This window comes from Streptomyces sp. NPDC026500 (assembly GCF_055567635.1).
On sequence record NZ_JBVHQB010000014.1, the window covers coordinates 36,277 to 60,755 of the forward strand.

General features: G+C 69.6%; 10 protein-coding genes and 2 pseudogenes. 2 read left to right on the forward strand and 10 right to left on the reverse strand.

Translation table 11 applies throughout. The features are described 5' to 3' along the window. Window positions 1-7,239 carry an RHS repeat domain-containing protein gene (locus ACZ4N5_RS24760; protein WP_467759242.1) on the reverse strand — a complete coding sequence of 2,413 codons (7,239 nt, stop codon included), beginning with the start codon at window positions 7,237-7,239 and terminating at the stop codon, window positions 1-3. Between the two features lie 341 nt (window positions 7,240-7,580). Between ACZ4N5_RS24760 and ACZ4N5_RS24765 the strand changes: the two genes are divergently transcribed. Next, window positions 7,581-11,846: a ricin-type beta-trefoil lectin domain protein gene (locus ACZ4N5_RS24765; RefSeq protein ID WP_467759243.1), complete on the forward strand. Its 4,266-nt coding sequence runs from the start codon at window positions 7,581-7,583 to the stop codon at window positions 11,844-11,846. Window positions 11,847-12,114: 268 nt separating this feature from the next. Here the strand turns inward: ACZ4N5_RS24765 and ACZ4N5_RS24770 are convergent, their stop codons facing one another. The 7 genes and pseudogenes from ACZ4N5_RS24770 to ACZ4N5_RS24800 form a co-directional block, all read right to left on the reverse strand. After that, entirely contained in the window at window positions 12,115-12,519 is a 405-nt protein-coding gene (locus ACZ4N5_RS24770; RefSeq protein WP_326784219.1) for an FKBP-type peptidyl-prolyl cis-trans isomerase, read from the reverse strand. 979 nt (window positions 12,520-13,498) lie between these two features. Further along, window positions 13,499-15,676, reverse strand: coding sequence for an FUSC family protein (locus tag ACZ4N5_RS24775; RefSeq protein WP_467759244.1), 2,178 nt, complete (start codon window positions 15,674-15,676; stop codon window positions 13,499-13,501). A gap of 275 nt (window positions 15,677-15,951) precedes the next feature. Further along, entirely contained in the window at window positions 15,952-17,127 is a 1,176-nt protein-coding gene (locus tag ACZ4N5_RS24780) for a glutathione-independent formaldehyde dehydrogenase (RefSeq protein ID WP_467759245.1), read from the reverse strand. Window positions 17,128-17,663: 536 nt separating this feature from the next. Then, window positions 17,664-18,049: pseudogene (locus tag ACZ4N5_RS24785) on the reverse strand (GNAT family N-acetyltransferase); the annotation flags it as partial. A gap of 113 nt (window positions 18,050-18,162) precedes the next feature. Then, complete coding sequence (locus tag ACZ4N5_RS24790; protein ID WP_467759246.1) at window positions 18,163-18,492, reverse strand: putative quinol monooxygenase; 330 nt, start codon at window positions 18,490-18,492, stop codon at window positions 18,163-18,165. 86 nt (window positions 18,493-18,578) lie between these two features. After that, window positions 18,579-18,833 carry a hypothetical protein gene (locus ACZ4N5_RS24795; RefSeq protein ID WP_467759247.1) on the reverse strand — a complete coding sequence of 85 codons (255 nt, stop codon included), beginning with the start codon at window positions 18,831-18,833 and terminating at the stop codon, window positions 18,579-18,581. 54 nt (window positions 18,834-18,887) lie between these two features. Further along, the gene (locus tag ACZ4N5_RS24800; protein WP_467759248.1) at window positions 18,888-19,400 is read right to left on the reverse strand and encodes a hypothetical protein; all 513 of its coding nucleotides are present in this window, start codon (window positions 19,398-19,400) and stop codon (window positions 18,888-18,890) included. 942 nt (window positions 19,401-20,342) lie between these two features. Here ACZ4N5_RS24800 and uvrA point away from each other — a divergent pair. Then, a complete protein-coding gene (gene uvrA / locus ACZ4N5_RS24805) occupies window positions 20,343-22,829 on the forward strand; it encodes an excinuclease ABC subunit UvrA (protein ID WP_467759249.1) in 2,487 nt (828 codons plus the stop codon). On the opposite strand, the pseudogene ACZ4N5_RS24810 reads toward uvrA, so the two are convergent. Together ACZ4N5_RS24810 and ACZ4N5_RS24815 are read right to left on the reverse strand one after the other, a co-directional pair. Further along, window positions 22,802-23,013: pseudogene (locus tag ACZ4N5_RS24810) on the reverse strand (transposase); the annotation flags it as partial. The gene uvrA and the pseudogene ACZ4N5_RS24810 sit on opposite strands and share 28 nt — an antisense overlap. 165 nt (window positions 23,014-23,178) lie before the next feature. After that, window positions 23,179-24,366 carry an MFS transporter gene (locus tag ACZ4N5_RS24815; RefSeq protein ID WP_467759250.1) on the reverse strand — a complete coding sequence of 396 codons (1,188 nt, stop codon included), beginning with the start codon at window positions 24,364-24,366 and terminating at the stop codon, window positions 23,179-23,181. Window positions 24,367-24,479 lie beyond the last annotated feature (113 nt).

Below are 24,479 nucleotides of genomic sequence, written 5' to 3' on the forward strand. Positions count from 1 at the left end.
TCATCGGCCTCTTGATATCTTGCGCCACATCATCTGGCCGAACGCCTCGGCATTTTCCTCGGTTCCGGTGTCCCCGAAGTTGGCCATGCGGTTCTGGTGGTAGGTCTCGTGGAAGAACGTCACCACCGCCTCCTTCATGTTTCGCAGGCCATAGTTCGAGATCTCGATGATCGGCAGACCGTTCCGGCCAAGATGGGGGCGGTCGCTGTACTTGGGCGAGGGTCCCAAGGAGTGTGGGCTGTTTCCCTCGGCCAGACGACCGGTGTTGAGATCGATGATCTTCTCTTTGTGGACGACATCGTACTTGTCCCACTCGGAGCGGTAACCGGCCCGGGACAGATACTGCTTGAGCCTGCCGAGGCTCACCACCGTCCCCTGCGGGTAGTAGTCCGGCTTCTTGTCGGGCTTGCTGCGATAGGCGTTGCCCTGCTCGGGCTCCGGACTCGGCTCGTTCCCGCTCCGGGCGGGGGACTTGCCACTGCCTCCCGGTTCCTTGCCGCCCTTGCCCGTACCCGCCTTCGGCGTTGACGGTGCGTCACTGTTCTTGGGCGTCGTGGGCGCGGGGTCGGCCGGGGTGGTGGTGGGAAGGTCTCCCGAGAGCAGCCTCTTGACCGCTCCGACGAGGTCCTCGCCGTCCGCCATCGCGAGCCTGACCGCCTTGACGGCCTTGACTCCACCACTGACCAGCTTGTAGGCGCCGTAGCCGTCGACGGCGAGCGTGCCGACCACGCCGGTCCACTGACCAGCGACATACGATTTCGACCCGGTGTCGACGCCGAAGAGGTTGGCCAGCGGGTGGTCGTCGACGTAACCGGTGTGGCCGAGCTGGATCGGGGTCTCGTTCGAGTAGCCCGTCCAGCTGTTGAACAACTGGTTGTCGCCGTTGGCGACGCCGGCGAACCCGTTCCAGCCGTCGGAGAGCTTGTTGACGCTCCACTGCCACGGGTCTCCGACGAAACTGTCGCCCACACCGCAGAAGAAGCCGCCGATCGAGCTGCCCCAACCGGAGAACCAGGACAGGCCGTTGGGGTCGCTACCGGAAACGGGGTTGTCGGCCCCGTAGCCATAGCCGCCCATCTGGTTCGGGTCGCCGCTCTCGAAGAGCGGGTCGACCGACAGGAAGCGGCCGGTGACCGGGTCGTAGTTGCGTACTCCGAGGAGGTTCAGGCCGGAGGTGGCGTCGGCCGGCTTGCCCAGGTAGCCGTGGTTGTCGGCCCATCCGGTGGGCGCGGGACCGCGCGGGTTGCCGTAGGGGTCGAAGGCGCGCCGCGTGATGGCCAGGGTGCCGCCGTCCACCTGGAGTTGGGCGGTTCCCTGCGGGGTGGTCGGCTGGTAACTGATGCCGCCCTTGCTGGAGCGGACCGTCACCGTGCCGTCAGGGGCGCAGTAGTAGCGCAGTCCGGTGACGGCTTTGGTGGTGGTGTCGAGGCTGAGCTGTTCGATGCCGCCGAAGAGGTAGAGCGTGTTGTTGCCCGGCCTGCGCTGGATCAGCAACTGGCCGTCGGCGTCGTAGAGGTAGCCCGTCTTCTTGCCGTCGGTGGTGGTGGCGGAGGTCAGACCCTCCTCGTTGTACTCGATCCCCTGACTGCCCGGGCGGGCTCCGGTGGTGGTCCGGGTCTTCGTGTTGCCCGCGTCGTCGTACTCCGGGGTCAGCACGGAGGTGCCGGTGGCGGGGTTGCGGGTGGTGACGGTGGACACCGCGTTGGGCCGCTTGGCGGGAGCCGTGCCGACGCCCGGGTAGGCGAGCGTCTGGGTGGTGTCCTTGGCCGCGTCGCCGGTCACATCGTGCGCGACCTGCTGGGTGCGGTCACCGAGCTGGTTGAACTGCCAGTCGGTCCAGTACGGGGCCGGTCCGCCGATGGTCGCTGAGGACGGGGACGAGGTGGCGCACCGGGCGAGCTGGCCCGCAATGGGCTTGGTGAGGCCCTTGGTGTCCGTCCAGGCCGTGGTCAGCCGGTCCTGTGCGTCGTAGGTGAAGCACTGGGTGTCGGCGGTCCGGTCCGCGCCGCCGCTTGAGCGGATGTCGGAGACCGCGGTGATGTTGCCGGCCTGGTCGTAGCCGTAGGTGGTGTCGGAGATCGGGTTGGCGGTGTTGGTCTGCAGGGTGACCCGGTTGGTGGCGAGCCTGCCCGTCGCCTGGTCGTAGGTCTGCGCGGTGCGCAGCTGCTTCGACGGGGTGCCGACGGTGGTCTGGAGGACCTCCCCGAGCGGGCTGTAGTTGACCGTGGCGACGTACGGCCGGCTGGGCGAGCCCATGCTGACCAGGCCGCCTTCGAGGTTGTAGCCGTAGCCGACGGTCTCGGCCGGCAGTCCGCCGTCGGCGCCGTACGTGGTGGCCGCCAGCAGGCCGACGTTGTCGGTGTAGGAGGCCTTGGCGGTGTAGGTGCCCGCCAGGGCTCCCTCGGCGTCCGGGATGACGGTCGAGGTGCTGGTCGGCTGGCCCACCGCGTTGTACGCGTCGATCTTCTGGACGTACGCGCTGCCGTTCTTGCCGCCGACGTAGCGGGTGGACGCGACGGGCAGGCCCTTGCCGAGCTCGTCGTAGGTCCACTCGGCCAGCAGCTTGGACGGGTCCGTCGTGCCGTCGCCCGAGTATTCGGCCTTACGGCGGCCCAGCAGGTCGTAGGTGAAGGACAGGGTCTGCTTGCGGGCGTCGGTGGTGCGGTCCAGCCGGCCCAGGTCGTCGTAGTGGGAGGTGGAGGTCCCGGCGTCAGGGTCGGTCTGGGAGATGACGCGGCCCTGCAGGTCGTAGCCGTAGGACCAGGTGTTGCCCACCGAGTCCTTGACGGTGTCGACCTGTCCTGTCGGCGTGTAGGTGTAGCGGGTGGTGATGTCCGCGGTCGCCGCCTTGCCGGCGGTCCCTGTCGACCAGAGCACGGCGTTCGACGCGTCGTGCACCGCGACGTTGTCGTCGGACTGCACCTTCAGGTAGCCGCCGGTGTGACCGGAGGTGCCGCTGGACCACAGGGTGGTCTTGCCGGTGGCGTCCAGAACCACGAAGTCACCGTCGGTCTGCATGACCGCGTAGGCGCCCGGCTTGCCGGACGTCTTGGACGACCACAGCACCTTGTCGCCGACGAGCGAGGACAGCACCAGGTTGCCGTCGGCCTGCATGGCCAGCCGGACACCGGCGGAGACCAGCGAGGTGCCCGAGGCCAGCTTGCCGCCGCCGGTGAGCTTGCGGTCCGGCGTGGTGTCGCGCATCACCGTGGAGGTGGTGCGGCCGAGGGCGTCGGTGTAGGTCGTGGTGGCCTTGCCGCCCTGCGGCGGGGTGGCGTCGACCCGGTCGACGCCCTGGTAGTCGGCCGACGACTGGAACAGGGTGCTGGCGAAGGACACCATCGTGCGGGTGACCGGCCGGCCCTGCCCGTCGTACGACGTGCGCGTCACCGACGGGCCCGTGCGGTTGGTCTCCGCCCACATCGTGCTGCCGGGGGCGTGATCGGCGTCGGAGTACGCCGCGATGTTCGAGACGGTCCACCCGTGCGAGTCGTAGTACGTCGAGGAGACGAGCCTGCCGGCCGAGTTGTCCGCCGGGGTCGACTGGGTCTGGCGGGGCTGCAGGGTGCCGTCGTAGATGGTGACGGAGGTGCTGTAACTACCGTCCTCCCGGAGGCCCTTGGTGGTGACGGACGACGCGGTGGGGTTGTCGCCCGAGCCGTGGACGTCATAGCTGTAGATCCGGTCGGGGGTGTCGCTGACCTTGTCCCGTCCCGGGGACCAGACCTTCTCCCGTCGCCCGAGCGCGTCGTAGGTCGCGTCGGTGACCTGCTTGTTGGCGTCCGCCGCGTGGGTGACCGAGCCACGGCCCGGTGAGACCGTGCTGGTGGACGTCCACTTCAGCGGGTTCGTCGTGGACAGGGTGGTGGGCAGGATGCCCGAGGTGGGTTCGTACGACGTGGTCGTGGTGTTGCCCGCCGCGTCGGTGCTGCTCGCGACCCGGCCGTACTTGTCGTACGACATGCCGCCGAGCGTCTGGTACTTCCGGTCACCGCTAGCGTCGTACGACGTGACCGACTGGGTCGCGGTCACCAGGCCGAGCGAGTCACCGTTCTGGCCGAGCTTGCCCAGGGTGCCGACCTTGTCGACCGAACCGTCCCCGTCGTAGAAGATCCGCTTGTCGGAGAGGGCCGTGTCCTTGCCGGGTGCGGTGCCGCAGGATCCGGCGACGCTGCTGGTCTCCTTGGGGTAGACCAGCATCATCGGGTTGTCGGCGGGCGCGTCGGCGTAGGTCGTGGTGGTGCAGGTCTCCTGCTTGGGCTTGGAGATGTCGCCCTCGTCGTCGACCTTCCAGATCCGCCCCTTGTCGTCGAAGGTCGTGCTGGTGCGGGTGGTCCGCCAGGTGCCGTCGGAGAGCAGGCCCATCGTGCGGGACGAGGTCGCCGATATTTGACGTGCCGTCACGTCCGGCAAGGTGGAGAGCTTGTCGGGCTTGGGGTCCTCGGACGTCCATGCCGTGCGGTCCCGGGAGGCTGTGACCTTGGATGTGGGCGGGGTGGTGAGGGTGCGGCCCACGACGGTGCCACCGGCCTTGGTGTAGGCCAAGGCCTGGTAGGGGGTACCTGCCAGCCAGGGGCTGTCGGTGATCTCCTCGTCCAGGGCGTTCTTGACCTTGACGCTGCGCCTGGACCCGTCGGACTTGTAGTCGCCGTCCATACCCTGGAGATAGGAGACGGTGCTCTGGGTGACCGGGTCCGGCGCGGCGCCGGTGGTGGTGGTGACGGTGCGGAAGCCCCGGAAGTCGTTCCACGTCCGGTGCTTGTCGTCGGTCAGGTCCGAGTCGTCCCGGTGCCAGGCCGCGCCACCGCTGTAGGTGTAGTTGGTGACCTTGGCCGGGGAGCCCGCCTTGGTGCGGTCGCTGTCGGTGACCTGCGCGACCAGCGTCTTGTGGAACCAGTCCTTGATGGGCTCCGAGCCGCCGGGGGTGTTCCAGAACACCGGGAAGCAGGCCATGGTGTTGCTGTCGGCCCCGGCCGGCATGTTCTTCTTCTCCCGCGAACACTCCGGTGCGCGGTAGGTGACCGCGACCGACTCACCGGTCTCGGTCTGCACGCTGGAGATCCGCGGGTGGTAGAGCGGCGGGGCGGCCGGGGTCAGGCCGTCCACGCGGTTGTCCATCTCGATTCCGGCGAAAGTGACCGGGTCGAGGCTGATCGGCTTGTCACCGCCGGCCGATGTGTCCTCACCGGTGTGGATGATCGAGGACAGCCACATCACCGACTGCAGTGAGCCGGTGCTCTTCGGGTCCTGGGTGTTTCCGGTGACCGGGTCGTAGGTGCCGCCCGCGTCCGAGAACACGTGCTTGAGGTCGTAACTGTCGACGTCCTGCCAGCCGGAGGCTGTGCGGACCGAGGTGTCGACGCCCTTGAGCCGGTACGTGGACCAGAAGGTCGGGCCGCTGATCAGGCAGACGCCGTCGGTGTCGTCGTCCTTGACCTTGTTCTTCCAGTCGGACTCGCAGCGCAGGTCGTACGGGGTGTCCGGCCAGTCCTTCGCGGTCTTGGAGGAGAGGTTGTCCGCCTTGCAGACCGTGTCGGAAGTGGTGCAGCGCTGCGCGGCGCGGAAGACCACCTTGGCGGCCGGTTCACGGCCCGCCCTGGCGTCGGCGAGCTGGTAGCCGTACGAGATCTGGGTGAGGCGCCCGCCGCGGACGTACTTGGTGATCTTGCCACCCTTGTCGTCCTCGGCGACCTGGCCGTAGCCCATGTTGTAGTAGTTGGACTCGGTCGCCCAGTCGTAGCGCTGGACGTTGCCGTGCGGGTCGACGACGAAGTCGAGGTTGAACCGGTAGCCCACCGGCTTGTCGCACTGCGAATCGTCGCCCTTGTCCGAGTCGTGGCAGGGGTCGCCCGACTTCGGGTGGTAGACCGGCACGCCCCAGGCGCTGTCCGTGGCGCTGTCGTCGGTGGTGCCGGGGGCGTGGTTCAGGCCCAGGTAGTAGGCGGTGCCGTCGGTCGTGGTGACCTTGAAGTACTCGCCGTCCCACAGGCCGTTGGACGCTCCGGTGAGCCGCTGGATGCGGGTGCCGTCGTCGGCCTGGAGGTGGTACTCGCCGTCCGAGTCGCGAACCAATTGGCCGTTGTGGGTGCCGAGTTGAATGGTGGCGTTCCAGCCGCCCCAGCATTCGTCGCCGGAGTCCTTGATGCCCTGGTCCTTGCAGCTCTTGTACGAGCGCTCGATGAACCCGGGGCTGTAGGACCAGCCGTCGCCGGCCCAGGAGGACTGGGAGTTGCGCGCCGAGGTCTCGCCGTCCACCGACTGGGAGTCGTAGGACAGTCCGACGCTGGGCGCCTCACCGCCGAGGGAGGGCGGCACCGTGATCGGGTAGTTGTACGTGAAGGCGCCCGAGGCCGAGGAGGACCAGGAGCCCGAGGCGGACAGCGAGGTGGCGCCGAAGTCGCCCTGCGAACCGCTGCTGCCCGCCACCGCCGCGACCGCCACGCCCGAGGAGGCCAGGGAGGTACGGGCGGAGGGAACGGCGAGATGACCGTTCGGCTTGGTGGCGGTTCCGGTGGGCACGGCGACGGTGCCGGTGATCTTCCGCGCCCGCGGATCGTTGACCGACTCCAGTGGCGTGCGGCTACGGCAGGCCGCGACCTGAGGCGTCGTCAGGGCGCAGGCCGGCATGGCTACCAGGCGCAGTCGGGACGCCCAGCCGCCGCCGTACGCCTGCTCGACGGCGCCGTAGTCCACCGAGACGGAGACACCGCCGGCGCCGGAGCGGTGGTCGGCGCGCGACAGGCCGACCAGCAGGCCGTCGACGCCGGCCTTCTTCGCCTTTCGCCGGTCGGCGAGTTGCACCCGTATCACACGGGCCGCCTCCACCGGCGCGCTCCGGCCGACGAGTGCGCGGGCGCGTCCGCCGATCGCCGACGGTGCGGCGGGCGACAACAAGACGGGCAGCGAGGCGGCCTTCACCTTGCCACCCGCCGTGGCCGCGACGCGGCTGCGCATCGGGGGCGCCTGGCCGAGGTCGACGGTCGTGGTGCCGCCGACGGGCCACTTCGGGGCCCTCACCTCGTGATGGGCGAGCTTGTGGGCGCCGGGCGGCGGGGTGGGTTGCTCGAGGCCTGAGCTGTCCGCGGGATGTCCCGGGACCTTCGGCTGGTCGGGCAGCGGATCGGCCGCCCAGACCTCGTCCTTGTACTGGTAGCCGCCGACCACGACGTCGGCGACGGCCGGCTGAACGGCCAGTGAGAAGGCGGCAGTCGTGGCGACCCAGAGGGTCGCCCGCCTCAACCAGGCCCGTTTTTGGGCACCTTGGATTCCGCGCGGTCTTGCGCGCATGTGTGATCCCCCATGAGAAGAAGTCCAGAAGCCGTATTGCAGTGGTCAACTGACGGCCTGTCTGGTCAGATTGGAACCGTATTGCCATGCCATGCGTGCAGCAATACCCTTTCTCACCGGTCGCATTGATCACAGCCCTCACACAGACCCCTCATGGGAGCTTCACAGCAGGGCGCGATGCGAAGAATCACCGCAATTCCGACATGCGACGGCCCTCGGGGGGACGCGCCCTGTGAGAAGGACCACAGCGGCGCGCCGGGGGGCGTCGCCCACGCTCCTCGAAAGGGCGATTCATGGGGGAGTTCACCCGCGTCCGGAGTCATCCGGCGCGTAATCTGACACGCCGTCTGGCGCTGTCAGCGGCCGTCACCGGCCTGCTGCTCGGCGCAGTCGGCCCGGTCTCGGCGGCAGGCCCGCCCCCGTCGGCGGCCGCCGACGGCACGGACAGTTCGCCGCTGGCGACCGCCAGCGCCGAGGCGGCCAGGACCGGACAGCCGCTCACCGTCGACCAGTTGACCACTGGGACCTCGGAGACCGTCGCCAACGCGGACGGCACTTTCACCCTCACCACCCACCTGCAACCTGCCCGCGTCCGCAAGGACGGTGAATGGGCAGACGTCGACGCCGGTCTGGCCCGGAACCCCGACGGCACGTTCTCCACCAAGGCCACCCCGTCGGCGCTGACCCTCTCCGGCGGCGGCGACGGGCCGCTGGCCACCCTCGTCGACGAGGCCGGGCACCGGTTGTCGTACACCCTCCCGTTCCGCCTGCCGGCCCCGGTCGTCAGCGGTGACAGCGCCCAGTACAGCGACGTGCTGCCGGGAGTGGACCTCAAGGTGAGAACCACCGACCAGGGTGGCTTCCACGAGGTCCTGATCGTCCACGACGCCAAGGCCGCCGCCGACCCCGCTCTCGCCTCGCTCCGGCTGACCACCGGGACGAGCGAGGGCATGGCTGTGAGCGCCGACCGGGACGGTCAGGTGACCGCCACCGCGTCGGACGGCGCCGCACTGTTCAGCTCACCCACCCCGATGATGTGGGACTCGTCCAGCGCACAGGTCCCCGCCGCGGCTCCGAAGAAGGGGGTCCGAGGCTCCGCCCGCGCTGGGGACGCCCCGGTGGCGGACGGTGCTACGGGTGAGACCGCCTCGACCGCGGAACAGCCGGGCAGCGGCGCACAGGTGAAGCCGATCGGCGTGACCAGCGAATCGGGCGCACTCACCCTCACCCCGGACGCGAACCTGCTCGGCGGCAAGGACACGGTCTGGCCGCTCTTCATCGACCCGTACACGAGCCCGATCACGAGCAAGAAGAGTCACTTCGTCACGGTCAAGGAGGGCTGCCCCTCCCAGAGCCCGTACGACGACGCGCAGGACAACGGCGAGGGGGTCGGCTACGAGCACTGGCGGAACTGCTTCGGCCTCAACCGCGCGTACTACGAGCTCAACACCGGCAACCTCACCAAGTCGATGGTGATCTCCAAGTCCGTGGTGCACCTCACTTCGACCTACGGTGCCTCCTTCGACTGCGACAACGAGACGGGCGTTCGCCTCGCGACGGTGTCGGGAATCAACAAGAACACCGACTGGGACCACCAGCCGAAGCTCGCCGGCGACGGCTACATCGGTGGTACGCAGAAGGTCAAGAGCTCCAACATGAGCCAGCACTGCGGCGACCACGACGTCAACTTCGACGTCACGGGCCAGATCAAGAAGCTGGCGGGCAAGGACGACAGCTGGACCTTCGGCCTGTGGGGCAACGAGTCCAAGTCGTCCAGCAACTACGACTTCGTGCGGTTCGCGACCAACCCGTACCTGACCACGGTGTTCGACATAGCGCCCTCGGAGCCGGACCGTCTGGGCACCACACCGGCCACCATCAATCCCGCGAGCAACGGATGCGACGGCGCGGCCGACGGCTGGATCGGCGAGTCCGGGCTCGCCGGCGACACCTCCGACATCACGCTGAACGCGCACCTGAACACCGACATGAGCGGGGTCAACCTGCGCGCCCGGTACGAGGTGTGGGACACCAAGACCGCGGACGACGACGGCAGCTCCACCAGCAAGACCAAGCCGGTCAGCGGCTGGGTCAGCGACGGAGGCACCACCCGGGTCAACATCGGCTTCAAGGTGGCGGACGGGCACCAGTACGGCTGGCACGTCCGGGCCGACGACGACACGCTGATGAGCGGCTGGTCGCCGAACTGTTACTTCAAGATCGACCTCAGCGCGCCGAGCGTCCCCTCCTTCACCGACTCCACGGTCTTCCCGCCGCTCGGCGCCGACAAGGCGCCCACCGGCCACGCCGGCGACGAGGGCGTCAAGATCAAGGTGACCGCGAACGACCCCACGCCCACCGGCTGCACCCGGGGCAACTGCGTCAGCAGCGGCATCGACCGGTTCGAGTACTCGTTGGACGCCAACATCCCCGGCAATGGCGCCGCCAAGGTGGACGCCGTCGCCGGGAGCGGCGGCACCGCCACCGCGGAGGTCCCGATCGGGCTGAGCGCCGCCCAGTGGGGCGCGCACACGCTCTACGTCCGGGCGGTCGACAACGCGGGCAACACCCAGGGCACCGTGGGGCAGTACAGCTTCTTCGCCCCCTGGAACCCGAAGACCAAGGTCACCGCCGGTGACCTCGACGGCGACGCCGTCCCCGACCTGGCCGCCCCCACCACCGACGGCGACCTGGTCCTGGTCCGCGGCAACGCCGACCCGGCCGCCCCGCCCACTACGGCGTCGACCAAGGCCCAGAGCCCTGACGGCACCGGCTGGGACAACTACCTCGTCGCCCACCGTGGCACCGCGACCGGCACCAACGTGGACGACCTGTTCGCCTTTGACAAGGCCACCCACGAGCTGTACCTCTACGCCAACGACGCGGTCACCCCCGGTGGGACAGCCGGGCACTTCACCCTGACCCAGAACGCCGTTCCGATCCGCAACTCCGACTCCTGCCCCGCGAAAGGCTCGGACGGCACCTGGAACAACGTCACGCAGATCCTGGCGCCCGGCAAGCTGGCCCAGTACGCCGACGTTCCCGACCTGATCACGGTCGACAAGGGCGAACTCTGGTACTACCCCGGCACGTTCCAGGCCGGCTGCAACCTCGGCCCGGGCGTGAAGATCGGCGCGGGCGACTGGTCCGACACCACCTTGCTCGCACCCGGTACCGTGGGCGGCGTCCCGACCCTGTGGGTCCGTGACAACGCCACCGGGGCGGTCAGCAGCTTCCCGCTGACCTTCGCCGCAGGCGTCCCGACCGCCAAGCTGACCGCTCCGCGGCACCCTCCGCTGGTCTCCGGCGTACTCGACACCAACAACAAGAACCTGTGCCTGGACATCGCCGGCTCCCGCACCGCGAACGGCACCCCGGCGCAGATGTACACCTGCAACGGCAGCGACGCCCAAAACTTCACCCTCGGCACCGACCACACCGTGCACGCGCTGGGCAAGTGCCTGGACGTCGTGAAGGGCGACACCGACAACGGCACCCTGGTACAGCTCTACCAGTGCAACAACACCGGCTCCCAGGAATGGGTCTCCGGCCCCCACCCGGGCACGCTCAAGAACCCGCAGTCCGGCCGCTGCCTGGCTGACCCCTCCAGTAACCGCAACCCGCGCACCCAGGTCGTCATCTGGGACTGCAAGAACATCGCCGACCAGAAGTGGGCCGCAGCCAACGGCAATGTGCTGCCCGCCGCCCAGCGAGTGCTTCCGGTCGGCATCGGCGAGCAGGACTACCCGACCGCCGCCTCTCCGGGCGACGTGCAGGGCACCGGCTTCCCGGCGCTGTACGCGGCCTCCCGGTCCGGCCGGATGGTCGAGTACCCGGGCGCAGCGGCCGACGGCGGGCTCGCACAATTCACCGCCCCGGTGAACATCGGTCACGTCCACCGGCCCGCCGACTGGTGGAAGCTGGACGGCGCGGCGGACGACGTCCGCCCGGCCAACGACCTCACCCTGAACGGTGGCGCCACCGTGACCGCCGATGCCGCACGGGGCAGCGCGCTCGCTCTCAACGGCAGCACCGGCTACGCGGCCACCTCGGGCCCCGTGCTCGACACCAGCCGCAGCTACACCGTCTCGGCCTGGGCCAATCTGAGCAGCCTGACGGCAAACTCCACCTTCGTCTCACAGTCCGGCACCAGCGCCAACGGCCTTCAGCTGTACTACTCCAGCGGCGCGCACGCCTTCGCCTTCGGTCACGCCCACGCGGACGACACGGGGGGCGACTTCACCAGTGCCTACGGACCCACCACGGGCGCGCAGAGCCCGAAGACCAACGCGTGGTTCCACCTGGTGGGCGTCTTCGACGCAGACACGCAGCAACTGCGTCTCTACGTGAATGGTGACCTGGCGGATACCGCCGCCTACGGCGGGACGGTCTGGAACGCGACGGGACCGTTGCAGATCGGGCGTCGCCTCTACAAAAACACCTACGGGGAGTACACCGACGGCAAGGTTGCCGACGTACAGCTCTTCACCGAGGCGCTCACTCCGGGCGGTGTCGCCTCACTCGACCGGAACCGCCCGGTTCCGACCCAGCTCGGCTGAGCCCCCGGGTGCCGTACGCGGCGGTCCGCCCACTCCGGCGAGGGGTGGGCGGACCGCCGCGCTTGTGCCCCCGGCAGGAGTGGCGGCGCAGGAGGTTTTGTACACAGAGATGTCGTGTGTATAGACATTGCTAGCGTCGTCAACAAGCCGTTCATTGATGGTGTGACTGACCCTCTACGACTTCACCGGTACTCGTATAACAGCCCCGAGCATGCCCGCTGGTCATGCAGGCGCACCGCGAAACTCCAAGATCCCCGACAGAGTCAAGTTAGGCGTTGCTCCACCCGGTTGTGCTGGAATATGAGTCCAGCAGGTCCACCACGAAGACCAGGGTCGAGCCCGGCGGGATCAACGGCGAGGGCGACTGATTGCCGTATCCGAAACGCGGGGGGACGATGATCTCGCGCCGACCGCCGACCTTCATCCCCCTCACTCCCCGGTCCCAGCCCTTGATGACCTTGCCGCTGCCCAGGGCGAACTTGAACGGCTGGTCCCGGTCCCAGGAGGCATCGAACTCCTTCCCGGACTCGAAAGTCACCCCGACATAGTGGACCCTGACCACCATGCCCGGCTTGACCTCAGCCCCGTCACCGACGACCAGGTCCCGGATGGCCAGCTCGGTAGGAGCGTCACCCTCTGGAACGTCGACCTCGGGTTTTGTCAGTTCACTCATTGCAGCCTTATCACTTTCCGTCGGAAGCCGTCGGACCAGCCAGACACATGGACACTCCCTGCGGCAGATGGTCACGCTACCGAGAGTGCCGGTCCGCGCCTTCTCTTCTCAACCATGGCCCTGAGCCCAGGTGATACCGACGCTTGGGCAGACCCCGGCGCGCCTGCTCACCGTGGCGATACCAAGTGAGTCCACCCCTCGGTCCCGCTCCAAGCTCGCACTCGTCTACGGGCAGGGGCCGAATCGACTCTGGGCGGGCCGCGTGCTACCGATCCCCAACTCGCCTGACGAGACGTCAGGTAAGTCAGCGTCCACTCAGCATCAGTCCGCACGGGTTTTCGTATATGGCCGAGTCGGTGGCCCCGCGGCAGCCTGGTCGGCGCAGAAATGCGCAGGCGGGGTGCCCGGCCGCAGCAGCGCACGATGTTCCTGGAAGTCTTCGAGTTCAGGGCGTGTCGATGTACAGTGTGGGCCGCCCTTGACCTGCAAAAAGCGGGCAGGGAGCCGTCTTCCAGGAGTCCAAAGTGCTGCGTACTCTGTTCAAGTCCAAGATCTAGTACTTGGACGTTTGGGCAGTTCAGCGCCCTGTCGGCTCGCCCGAGGTCAGCAAAAGGTCAGCATGCGTCGCAGCAGAGACTCCGCTTGCTGACCTGGCGCCCCATGCGGACGCAAGGCGTGATCACTGACTTGTCGGCGAACGCCGACCCGCCTGCTGCCGCAACTCGATCATCACCCGCGCCCACGGCCCCTCGCACTGAAGAACGGCTCGGTCGCACGCGGCTCACCGTCCTTCCCGCCGAGGGAGGAACCACCGCCGACAACCGCTCGCCCCACCGCTGACACGGCGTCACCACCGCGGCACCCTGGCTGGGCTGAAGCCTCGTAATGGCGACAGCGGGGTACGTGTGGCGGCGCCCGACGCGGCCGGGAGAGTGCTTTGCCGCTCCAGGAGGCGCGGCGCTCCCCGTGGCCGACTTCGTCACCCACCCCGGTGCGCGGGTGGCGATCCCTCACCTTCCGCCGCCACGGCCGCCCGCACCCGCTGCTCCTCGCGAGCAGAGCCGACGTCCCGTTCCAGGGGGGTGCGACTCACGGCCGTCGCGAGGTCTTCCAAGGCCCGCTTTTGCAGTTCCGCCTCGCGCCGCACGACCGGGCTCCGGTTGCCGGCGGCAGCGTTCTCCCACGCGTGGAGCGCCTCCTCCACACGCCCCCAGTCCGGATTCCTGTGCTCGCTCACGTCGACTGCTGCCTTCGCGGTGTCCGTCTCCAGGGCCTCGGCGAAACGCTCCGCCTCGGGGACGAAACGGCTGTCGGCCCGCGGGACGTGGCTCTCCATGAGCATCGCCGCACGGCCGAACCCCTTGAGCGCCTCCTGCGCCTCCTGCGCCTCGCGCGACGTCAGACCCCTGGGGCGGACCGGTTCCTGCCTTGCCCGGTCGTAGGCCTCCTGCCAGGCGGCACGTGCCTCCCTGCTCGCCAGCAGCGCCCTGCGCATGTCGGCGTGATGCTCCCGGGTCGGTTCGGCGTAGTTGCGGAGCACCGCGGCCGCGTAGCGGCCGTTGGCGGCGAGCCAGTCCGCGAGCCGGCCCGGCAGCCGGGGCGTCTCCCACGCGGGGAACACCACGTAGGCCAGCATTGCCAGGGTCCCGCCGAGCAAAGTGAGCACCACCCGCTCCGGGACCGTCTGCTCCCATGCCTGGCCGCCCATGCCGAGCAGGAAGACGACGTATGCGGCAGTGAAGCACTGGGAGTAGGCGTAGCCGGTACGGATCAGCGTGTACGACAGGCCCGCCGAGACCACCGCCAGCACGCCGAACACATGGGCGTCCGGGCCCAGGGCCCGCACCATCCCGGTGGCGAGCGCGACCCCCGCCAGGGTGCCGGCGAGACGGGCCACCGCACGCGCGTACGTCCGGTGGAAGTCCGGCCGCATCACCATCACCGAGGCGATGGGCGCCCAGTAGCTGTGGCCCAGGGGCAGCCGGGCGGCGATCAGATAGCCGAGCGTGGCCACCGCCGCCAGGCGGACGGCGTGTCGGAACACGGGCGAGTCCCGGCGGAGCTCACGGCGGATCGCCCGGACGACGACCGGGACCAGCCGGAACATTGTCGGGCGCACCAGGAACTGGGCGCTCGTCGAGCCGGGCGGCGTGGGCGTCCTCCCGGAGACGCTGCCGCTCCCGGCGATCTCCAACGCTTCGCCGAGCAGTTCCACGAGCCGCTCGGCGGCCTGCCGCGCGGGGCCCTCCAGCACCTCGTGCTCCTCGTCGACACGCAGGACGTCCGTGCTCCCGGGCCGCACCTCGGCGGGAGCGCCGCGGCGGATCGAACGAGCGGCCGCATCCAGGACGTCGGCGGCCGCGTCGAGCAACTCCCGTGCGCGGTCCCTCCCGGGTCCCTCCGCCGGGGCGCCGACGTCCGGGTCGGCGAGCGCGGCGACGACCGGCCGAATGCGCTCGGCGAGGCCTCGGGGGCCGTGGAGGACGGGGGGACGGGTGCGGGCCTGTGACGGCGTCACGGTGGCCGCGTCCCGGGCCGTCATCAACGGCTCCGGGTCGAACGGGGCGGTCGGGTCGTGCCGCAACCGGCGGGCGTAGTCCGCCACGGCGGCCAGGGCGTCGGCGAGCGCGTCACGATGCGCCCCCCAACGGCGGATCGGGAACAGCAGGATCAGCACGGCCTGCACCACGCCCCCGAGCGCGATGACCCCGGCGTGCTCCAGGGCTCGCCCGACGCTCGTGGGCAGGGTGACGGTCACCAGCATGCTGCCGACCGTCGTCGCTGCGACGATCCCAGTGGTCGGTCCGACGGCCCACGCCATCCCCGCGACAAAGGCCCATACGGCCAGCAGTGGGAGGAACGTCACGAGTCGGCCCGCCGCCAGGTAGCCCACGAAGGTGCTGAGGGCCAGACCCGCGCCCGCGCCGAGCGCGATCACCTTGCGTGGACGCCAGGTGCGCTGGAAGGTGGCGCCACCCGCGGAGTAGGCACCGAGGGCGGCGGACGCGGCATACGCAGGGGAGACGAGCCACAGCGCCGACCCGATGACGATCGCCATCCCCGCGGCCGTGCGCAGCGCGAACAGGGGCTCCAGCCGCGTCTCTTCGATCGTGAGCCCGGATCGTACGACCTCTCCGAAGGCCCGCAGCCACGTCACGGGTGTGAGCCTAGCCGGAACACCCTGCCGGGTCGCATCGGCCTGATTGAGGTGCGGCAACCCTCGGGCAGGGAAGCCTCGCACCCGCCCCGCGAACAGGCCGGCGGCCGCAGCCGCTGGACGGGGTGCAGCCACGGCGGCCACTGCTGAGCGTCCGCCGTCCGTCCTACCGGGCCGGAGCGCGGGCAATCGCCGTTGGTTCAGGTCCGACCGGAGCGCGGGCGATTGTCCCCAGCCCCGGCCGCAGGACGGGCGGGACGGCGGCCCCGGGTCGCCTACCGCTTGTGGCCGTTCCCGTGTCCGTTCGGGTGCAGGACCACCTTGGTCCAGCCCTCGTCACGGGCGTCGAAGTGTTCGTAGGCGGTGGGGGCCTCGTCCAGGCTGAGTTCGTGGGAGACGACGAAGCTCGGCGTTGCCTTCCCGCCGGCGATCAGATCCCGCAGCGCCCGGTTGTACCTCTTCACCGGCGCCTGCCCGGTGCCCATGCGCTGGCCCTTGAACCACATCATGCCGAAGTCGATCGGGACCTTGCCCTGCGCCTCCAGTTCCCCCTGGGCCTCGGCACCGCCGGGGTCCTGGGGCAGGAACACGCCCACCACACCGATGTCGCCCGTGAACCTGACCGAGTCGATCAGTCCGTTGAGCGTGAGGCTGGCGTCCTCATGTCCCTCGGGGTCGTGTGCCTGGTAGCCGACGCACTCGCAGTCGTTGTCGGCGCCCAGGCCGAGGGTGGCCTCCTTGACGACCTCCGCCGGCTTCTGCTCGGCGGGGTTGATCGGGATGGCCCCGATCTCCTCCGCCTTGCGCAGCCGGTCCGGCTGGTGGTCGGCCACCCAGACGCGGCCGGCGCCCTTGAGGAGGGCGGAGTAGGCCGCCATAAGCCCGACGGGGCCGGCCCCGAAGACGATCGTCTGGTCGCCCGGTTTGACGTGGGCCATCTCGGTGGCGTGATAGCCGGTGGGGAAGATGTCGGCGAGCATGACGTAGTCGGTCTGCCGCTCGGCGGCGTCCTCACCCAGACGCAGCGCGTTGAAGTCGCCGTAGGGCACGCGCAGCAGTTCTGCCTGGCCGCCCTGGTAGGGGCCCATGCCGGCGAACCCGTAGGCGGCTCCGGCGAGAGCCGGTTCCGGCTGCATGGTCAGGCGGTAGTTGGTCAGACCCCGCTCGCACTGCTTGCAGAAGCCGCAGGCGATGTTGAAGGGCAGGACCACATACTCGCCGACCTGGACCTTGCGGACGGCCGGGCCGACCTCCACGACCTGGCCCATGTTCTCGTGTCCCAGGGTGCGGCCGGACTCGAACGAGGTGCGGCCCTCGTACATGTGCAGGTCCGAACCGCAGATGTTGGTAGTGGTGATCTTGACGATGATGTCGCAGGGGTGTTCGATCTTCGCGTCCGGTACGTCCTTCACCGTGACCGTTCGCGGGCCTTCATATACCGCTGCTTTCATGATCGCTTCCTTCGGTGCCGCGGCATGACCGCAGCACGGGTGCGATGGAGACGGCGTACCGAGCCTGACTCCCGGGAGTTGGTGCGACGGGGCCCATGGCTCCGGCATGCCTCTGTGGGCCGTTCACCCGGTTCAAGTGGAACGGCGGTGCCGCCGGGGGCCTGCCCGGCGGAGCTTCGGCGCTCCGGCGGCGGGCCTTTCGAGTCCCCGTAGGTAGGCCCTTCACGCGAAACAACCACGCACCGATCGATCAGCGGAATCTTCGTACACGGACGACGACCAACCACCAACCACCGACGACCACCAACCACCAGCCACCAACGAATCTCCGACTCGGGTCACCAGCTAGGAGTTGTCCGGCCGATCATGTGGTGTTCCGCGTCCGGGTCGTTGATGTGGACATGGGGCGGGGTGATCCGACGGATGCTGAGTGGGAGCGGTTGCGGCCGTTTCTGCCGGTCAGCAACAGGCCCCGTTGCGACAAGCGCGGGTACGTCTTCCTCGGCACCGCCACAGCAGCAGCCCTGGTCATTCGGCTACGAACTTGATCGCCCGGACAAGTCCTGGCTGGACAAGAAGTCGTACGCCGCCCAATCGGTGACCGTGCGATAACCGAGGCGCTGGTAGAGAGCATTGTTGGCGGGGTTGGACAGGTCCGCGAACAGGACCACGTCCCTCGCGCCCGCGGCCACCGCGGCCCGGCTCACCTCCGCCGTCACGGCGACCGCGTAGGTGGGCGGGGGTGTAGACGATGTCCACCTGGACGTGGCGCCGATCACCGGGCTCATGCCCGCGATGGAAACGGGAGTGCCGGCGGGGGTTTCCCAGAGCCTATGGCGCTTGTCGGCGAAGCGCGTGTCGGCCCAGGAATCGGCGTCTATGGTGACTGGCTCCCCGACGGCCTTGGCCACTCGCCGCACCAGAGACGTATCGCACGCGTGGAGCGTAGGGCACGGCGCCCCGCGCGGTACGCGGCGACGAGTCCGGCCGTCCGCTCGCTGCGTCATCTCTCGTGTCCTGCTGATCCGTCCGGGGTCATGTCGGGAGCTTGGATGCGAGTACGTCGACGCTCTCGATCGCGGGCGACACGGTGAACAGCTCCGTTGCCCGCTCCCCGAGCGCCGTGCCCACGCCTCCGGCCAGGTGCGCCTGTCGACCCGCGTCGTCGGGGAACACGTCGAAGATGCCGAACGTGGACACGTCGAACTGGATGGCGAACCAGGCGCGGGTGTCGGGCTCCTGGTCGACGATCGCCTGCGCGTCTGTCAGGAACTGTGCTACTTCTGCTTCCTTGCCCGGTTTCGCCTGTACCCGGACCAACAGTCCGACCCGCACCATGGCTCCTCCTTCGATTCGTGCCTTCATGCCAACTCCTCTGCGAATATCGCAGCGTGTGCGGCAGTTCGATCTTCGGGACACGCCGATCGGGGCACACTCTTCATGAGTGAGTCTCAGGCCGTCGGGGCAGGGCGGCGCAGCGCGTCGGCCCGTTCGGCGAGCGCGTTCCACACGGGCAGGCGCAGCGCCTCCGGGCCGCCGCCGGACTGGCCCCGAGAACCGCGAGGGCGGTGTCGGTGGCCATGTCGCTCGGCCTCCTTGGCCACGAGCTCGGCGCCGACCTCGGTGTCGCCGTCGACCTGGTCGGCCAGCCGCATGGCCACCGTCTGTCGCGCGGAGGCGAGGGCCTGCGCGAGCCCGAGCTGCACCGCACCGCGCGAGGCGTTGGAACAGTCACATGATCGGCCGGACAACTCCTAGGGCTAGTCGCCGTCGTCGTCTTGGAGTATTCGGCGGCGCTCCTGTTCGCGCTTGGAGTAGGCGGCTGCCCGGATCGCCTCGTCGCTCTCCAAGCCTGATCCCAGCGCCCCGCCCACCGTGGCGACCGAAGCGACGAACCAGGACAACGTCCAGTATTCCGCGGCGTGAAGCGGGGTTCGTGTCGTGGAGGCGAACACTTGGGCGTTGAGGATGAACAGGGCCCACACCAAGTTGACGACGATCAAACCCACGTAGCAGACGAGCACCCCGATACCCACGGTCATGACCGTCGAGGCGTTGTAGAGCCTCGCCCTCTGCCTCGCCTCCCGAGAGACCTCTGCCGATCGATGCCACAGCTGCGCGTCCACGATCAGCCAGCCGATCATGAGCGCGACGGACCCGACCGTGGCGATCACGAGGCGTGGCGCGCTCAGGGACTCGGCCAGGTTCCAGATGGTGGAGTTCACAGTGGCGGCTGCTCCCGTGGCGAGTGCGGCCGCCAGGGCTTTCGACAAGCCCGGCACCAAGCGCCACGGCCGGTTGGCGCGGACCATACCGACGAGCACCCTCAGGTAACCGCGCGGTCCGCTGACGACGTACCGAAGATCAGCGGTCTCCTCCTCACCGACCTGGCCCGGGTGAATGGGCGCGAGGCGACTGACGAAGGGCCCCAGAAGCTGGCTCCGCGGAGGTCCCTCAGCCCCGGTGGCCCGCGGGGCCGCCAAGCTGAGCACGGCTTCTTCCACGGCCCGCCGGGCTCTCGTCTGCAGACGCAAGCCCCCCAGCGGAGGAAGAGACAGCAGGGCCAAACCGTGTTCGTGACTCAGATCCAAAACGAGCTTACGCCCGTGTGAGTGCAGCGGAAGGTCGGTGAGGGCCACGAGGATGTCCCAACTCTCCGCTCTTCCGCGGTCCATGATCCGGCGCATCAAGGTGGGTGGGTCCTCGGTCCCTGCGGTGAAGGGCTCACTGACCACTTCGACGTCGAACCGTCGTCCCTGGCCTGACTTGTCGGCGAGCCGAGCAGGAAGTATCCGGGCCATGCGCTGCGCGATCTCCGTGGGCGCGTCGGGATCCGCCAGGAGAGCCACGACCGTAACGCCCCGAGACGACACCCGCATGACTCCTTCTCGTCGGCTGCCCCCGCGACCGCCCGTGCCCACAGGATGCCCCCGAGGTATCGCCGACGCCGCGTGACACGCTGGCCCCTGCCGGCAGGTGCAGGCGGTACGGTCAGGTCTCCTCGTCCTCCCCGCACAGGGCCTGCTCCACCACCGGGCCACGGTTGCGTGCGCCACCGCGAACACCCGCTCCGCGCCACCCCGGTCGGCACCGCACGCCGCGCCACCGGCCACCCCGCGGCTCATACCGGGATTCTCCGGACGCTCGTGTGAGCGGGGCAGCCCGGTGACGGCGCCTGTCGCGCGGTTCCCGGTGCGATCAGGTAGTCAGGAACGGTGAACAAGGACGCGACCGATCCCTTCGTGCATGTCCGGGGCGCCAGTGAGAACAACCTGCGGAACATCGATGTCGACGTTCCGCGGGACGCGATGGTCGCCTTCACCGGCGTCTCCGGTTCGGGCAAGTCCTCGCTCGCGTTCGGCACGCTCTACGCGGAGGCCCAGCGGCGCTACTTCGAGTCCGTAGCACCGTACGCGCGAAGGCTGTTGCAACAGGTCGGCGCACCGCACGTGCAGGAAATCACCGGACTGCCACCCGCCGTGGCCCTGCAGCAGCGACGCGGGTCGCCCAGCTCGCGCTCGACGGTCGGCACCATCACCACGCTGTCCAATCTGCTGCGCATGCTGTACTCCCGCGCCGGCACCTATCCGCCCCGGGCCGCACGGCTGGAGGCCGAGTCGTTCTCACCCAACACCGCGGCCGGGGCCTGTCCGGAGTGCCACGGACTGGGCGTCGTGCACGACGTCGCCGAGGACCTGCTCGTCCCGGACCCCTCGCTGAGCATCCGCGAGGGGGCGATCGCCGCCTGGCCGGGCGCCTGGCAGGGCGCCAACCTGCGCAGTGTCGTGAGCGGCCTGGGGATCGACATCGACCGACCGTGGCGCAGGCTCAGGAAGAAGGACCGGGACTGGCTGCTGTACACGGACGAGCAGCCCTCCGTGTACATCGAGCCGGAGGAGGACCGCGTCGACTACGGCTACCAGGGGAAGTTCTGGAGCGCCCGCAAGCACGTCATGCACGTCCTCGCCGACTCCAAGAGCGAGAAGATGCGGGAGCGGGCGCTCCGGTTCGTCAGGAGTGTGCCCTGCCCCGAGTGTCATGGCAGCGGACTGCGGCCCGAGGCGCTCGCCGTGACCTTCGCCGGACGTTCCATCGCCGAGATCAACGCGATGCCGCTCACCGAGGTCGTGGCGCTGCTGCGGCCCGTCGCGGGGCGGTCCGAGGCCGACGCAACCACGTCGACCGCCCGATCCGGGGAGACGACCGAGGTCGCGGTCCGGATCTGCGGCGATCTGGTCGCGCGGGTCGACGTACTGCTCGACCTGGGCCTCGGATATCTCAGCCTCGGGCGCCGCTCGACGACCCTGTCGCCCGGCGAGGCGCAGCGCCTGCGGATCGCCACCCAGCTGCGCTCGGGGCTGTTCGGCGTCGTCTACGTCCTCGACGAACCCTCCGCGGGCCTGCACCCGGCTGACGCGGAACCGCTGCTGGACGTGCTGGACCGCCTCAAGGCGGCGGGCAACTCGCTGTTCGTCGTGGAGCACGACATGGACGTCGTACGGCGGGCGGACTGGGTGGTCGACATCGGCCCCGGCGCGGGTGAGGGCGGCGGACGCGTGCTGTACAGCGGCCCGGTCGCCGGTCTTGAGAGGGTCGGGGAGTCGGCCACGAGCCAGTACCTGTTCGGGCGCGCCCAGCCGCTCGATCACCGCCCGCGCACACCGCACGGCTGGCTGCACCTGAGCGGCGTCTCCCGCCACAATCTGCACGACGTGTCCGTCGACGTACCGCTCTGCGTACTGACGGCGGTGACGGGCGTGTCCGGTTCCGGAAAGTCGACGCTGGTGACGCAGGTGCTCGCCGAGGTCGTCCGCGGCCACCTCGGACTCGTACCCGAGGAGCCCGACGAGGCGCAGCTGGAGGTCGACGTCCAGGACGCGTCGGGGGTCGAGTCGTTCGACCGGCTGGTCCTGGTCGACCAACCGCCCATCGGCCGGACTCCCCGGTCCAACCTGGCCACGTACACAGGGATGTTCGACGCGGTGCGCAAGCTGTACGCGGCGACGGACGAGGCCAGGGCGCGCGGTTACTCGGCCGGACGGTTCTCCTTCAACGTGCCCGAAGGGCGCTGCGAGACCTGCCAGGGCGAAGGATTCGTCGCGGTCGAACTGCTCTTCCTGCCCGGCACCTACGCGCCGTGCCCGACCTGCCAGGGCGCCCGGTACAACGCCGAAACGCTGGAAGTCACCTACCGCGACAAGAACATCGCGGAAGTGCTGGAGCTGTCCGTCGACGCCGCCGCCAAGTTCCTGTCCGACGTCCCGGCCGCCTCCCGCAGTCTGGAGACGTTGCGCGAGGTGGGACTGGGGTACCTGCGGCTGGGGCAGCCCGCGACGGAACTCAGCGGTGGTGAGGCGCAACGCATCAAACTGGCCACCGAACTGCAGCGAGCCCGCCGCGGGCACGCGCTCTACCTGCTCGACGAGCCGACGGCGGGGCTGCACCCCTCGGACATCGCGCTGCTGCTGCGACAACTGCACCGGCTCGTCGACGCCGGCAACACGGTCGTCCTCGTCGAGCACGACCTGGACACGATCGCCATCGCCGACTGGGTCATCGACCTCGGGCCGGGCGGCGGCGACGCGGGCGGGCGGGTGGTCGCGGCGGGCCCGCCGGCCAAGGTGGCGAGGGCGCGCCGCAGCGCCACCGCGCCCTATCTCGCGGCCCGGCTCGCGCGCTGGCATCGGCGGACCAGCTCGTAGACCCGGCCCCACGGCCCGTACTCGACGGGCACGTCCCGCCACGGAACACCGGTACGGACCCGGAACGGATGCCGTCGATCGACTGACGTCGAGGCCAGACAGGAGGCCGCGCCTCCCTGGCACCCTTCGGCAACAATAGCTCCGGCACCGCGCACTGCTCGTCCGTGAGATCTCCCCGCCCCATGAACCGTGATCATTCACAGCCCAAGATCCATTTTCGATACACGGCCCGCGTGCGCCCGGAACCTGCGGTGCACCGGGTTCAGTCGAAGGACGTGCCGTCACGCGCGCCCGCACCGAGTGCCCAGGTCCGCGCCTCCCGGACAACCGGTGATACGCCGCAGGGAGGTCAGGAGGCGCGAGCGGAGCGAGCGGGGAGCGTGCCGGGACCGGGTGCGCGGTCGCGCAACGCGACGGCGACCGACACAACGGCGCCGCAGGAGAGGACCGCCGCGAAGCCGATCATCGCGGTCTGCACGGCGAAATGCCGCAGGGCGATGCTGAACAGGACGGAGGGCAGGCCCATTCCCAGATACGCGACGACGAAGAACATGGCGAGGACCCCTGCGCGTGAGGCGGGCTCGGCCACTGAAACGGCACGTTCGACGCCTCCCTTGAAGAGCAGCCCGGAGCCGGCTCCCGACAGGGACACGGCGACCAGGTAGAGCCAGAGCGCCGGGTGGTAGAGGGCGACGGCGCACAGGACCAGGCCGACCGGGAAGACCACCGCCCCCACGGTCAGGACCCGGGGCAGTGGGAGGCGGCCCAGCACCAGCTGGGCGGCCGCCGCGGAACCGAACATGAGGAAGGCAGCCAGGCCGACCATGAGGTGCGAGTCGGTGTGCAGGGTGCCGTGGAGCACGCTCGCCCCGAGGGAGGAGATCAGGCCGAGGATCGCGAAGGCGAAGGCGCCCAGCGCGCCGGCCGCGCCGAACGTCCGCCGGCCGCCGGGGCGCAGGACGAACCTGCTGGGCGGTTCGGCCGCGGGCAGCTCCAGGTCCACGGTCTCCGGGGTGGACAGCACCAGCGCCAGGCACACGGCCATGGCGAGCGTGAAGATCGCCTGGGTGGTGATCAGGGGCGTGGGAAGCCACTCGGCGGCAGCTCCGGCGACCAGGGGGCCTGCGGCCAGACCGCCGAGGTTGGCGGCGGTGGCCACGATGCCGGGCAGCACCGAACCCGTCCGTTCCGGCCGGGCCTCGTGGTGGAGGTCGTGCAGGTACGTCGTCGCGGTCGAGGCCATCAGCCCCAGTCCGACGCCGTTCAGGATTCTGCCCGCGATCAGCCCCGGCAGGTCCCGCCACGCGATCAGTACGACCGACGCGACGATGCCGACCAGCAGCGCCGGGACGATGATGCGCCGCCGGCCGAGCCGGTCCGACAGGTGTCCCAGTCCGAGGAAGGCGGCCGCTGCGCCCACGACCATCGAGGCGTACGCCACCGTGACCGTGGTCGCGCCGAAGTGGTCCCGGGCCTCGTACAGCGGCCACAGCGGGGTCGGCGCGGTGCCGAAGGCCATCAGCACGGTGAAGGCCACCGCCACGAACCAAAAGCCGGTCGTGTGCGAGGCACGGCGCCGGGCGGGGGCTCGGGGCGGCAGGTCGGCGGGAGCGGGTGCTGGTATCCGGTGGGTCGGGTCGCCGGGAGCGT

Bases quoted from the DNA above. Each gene is read 5' to 3' on its own strand.
- ACZ4N5_RS24790 (WP_467759246.1), bottom strand. From the start codon at position 18,492: ATGAAGGCACGAATCGAAGGAGGAGCCATGGTGCGGGTCGGACTGTTG.
- ACZ4N5_RS24770 (WP_326784219.1), bottom strand. From the start codon at position 12,519: ATGAGTGAACTGACAAAACCCGAGGTCGACGTTCCAGAGGGTGACGCT.
- ACZ4N5_RS24765 (WP_467759243.1), top strand. From the start codon at position 7,581: ATGGGGGAGTTCACCCGCGTCCGGAGTCATCCGGCGCGTAATCTGACA.
- ACZ4N5_RS24780 (WP_467759245.1), bottom strand. From the start codon at position 17,127: ATGAAAGCAGCGGTATATGAAGGCCCGCGAACGGTCACGGTGAAGGAC.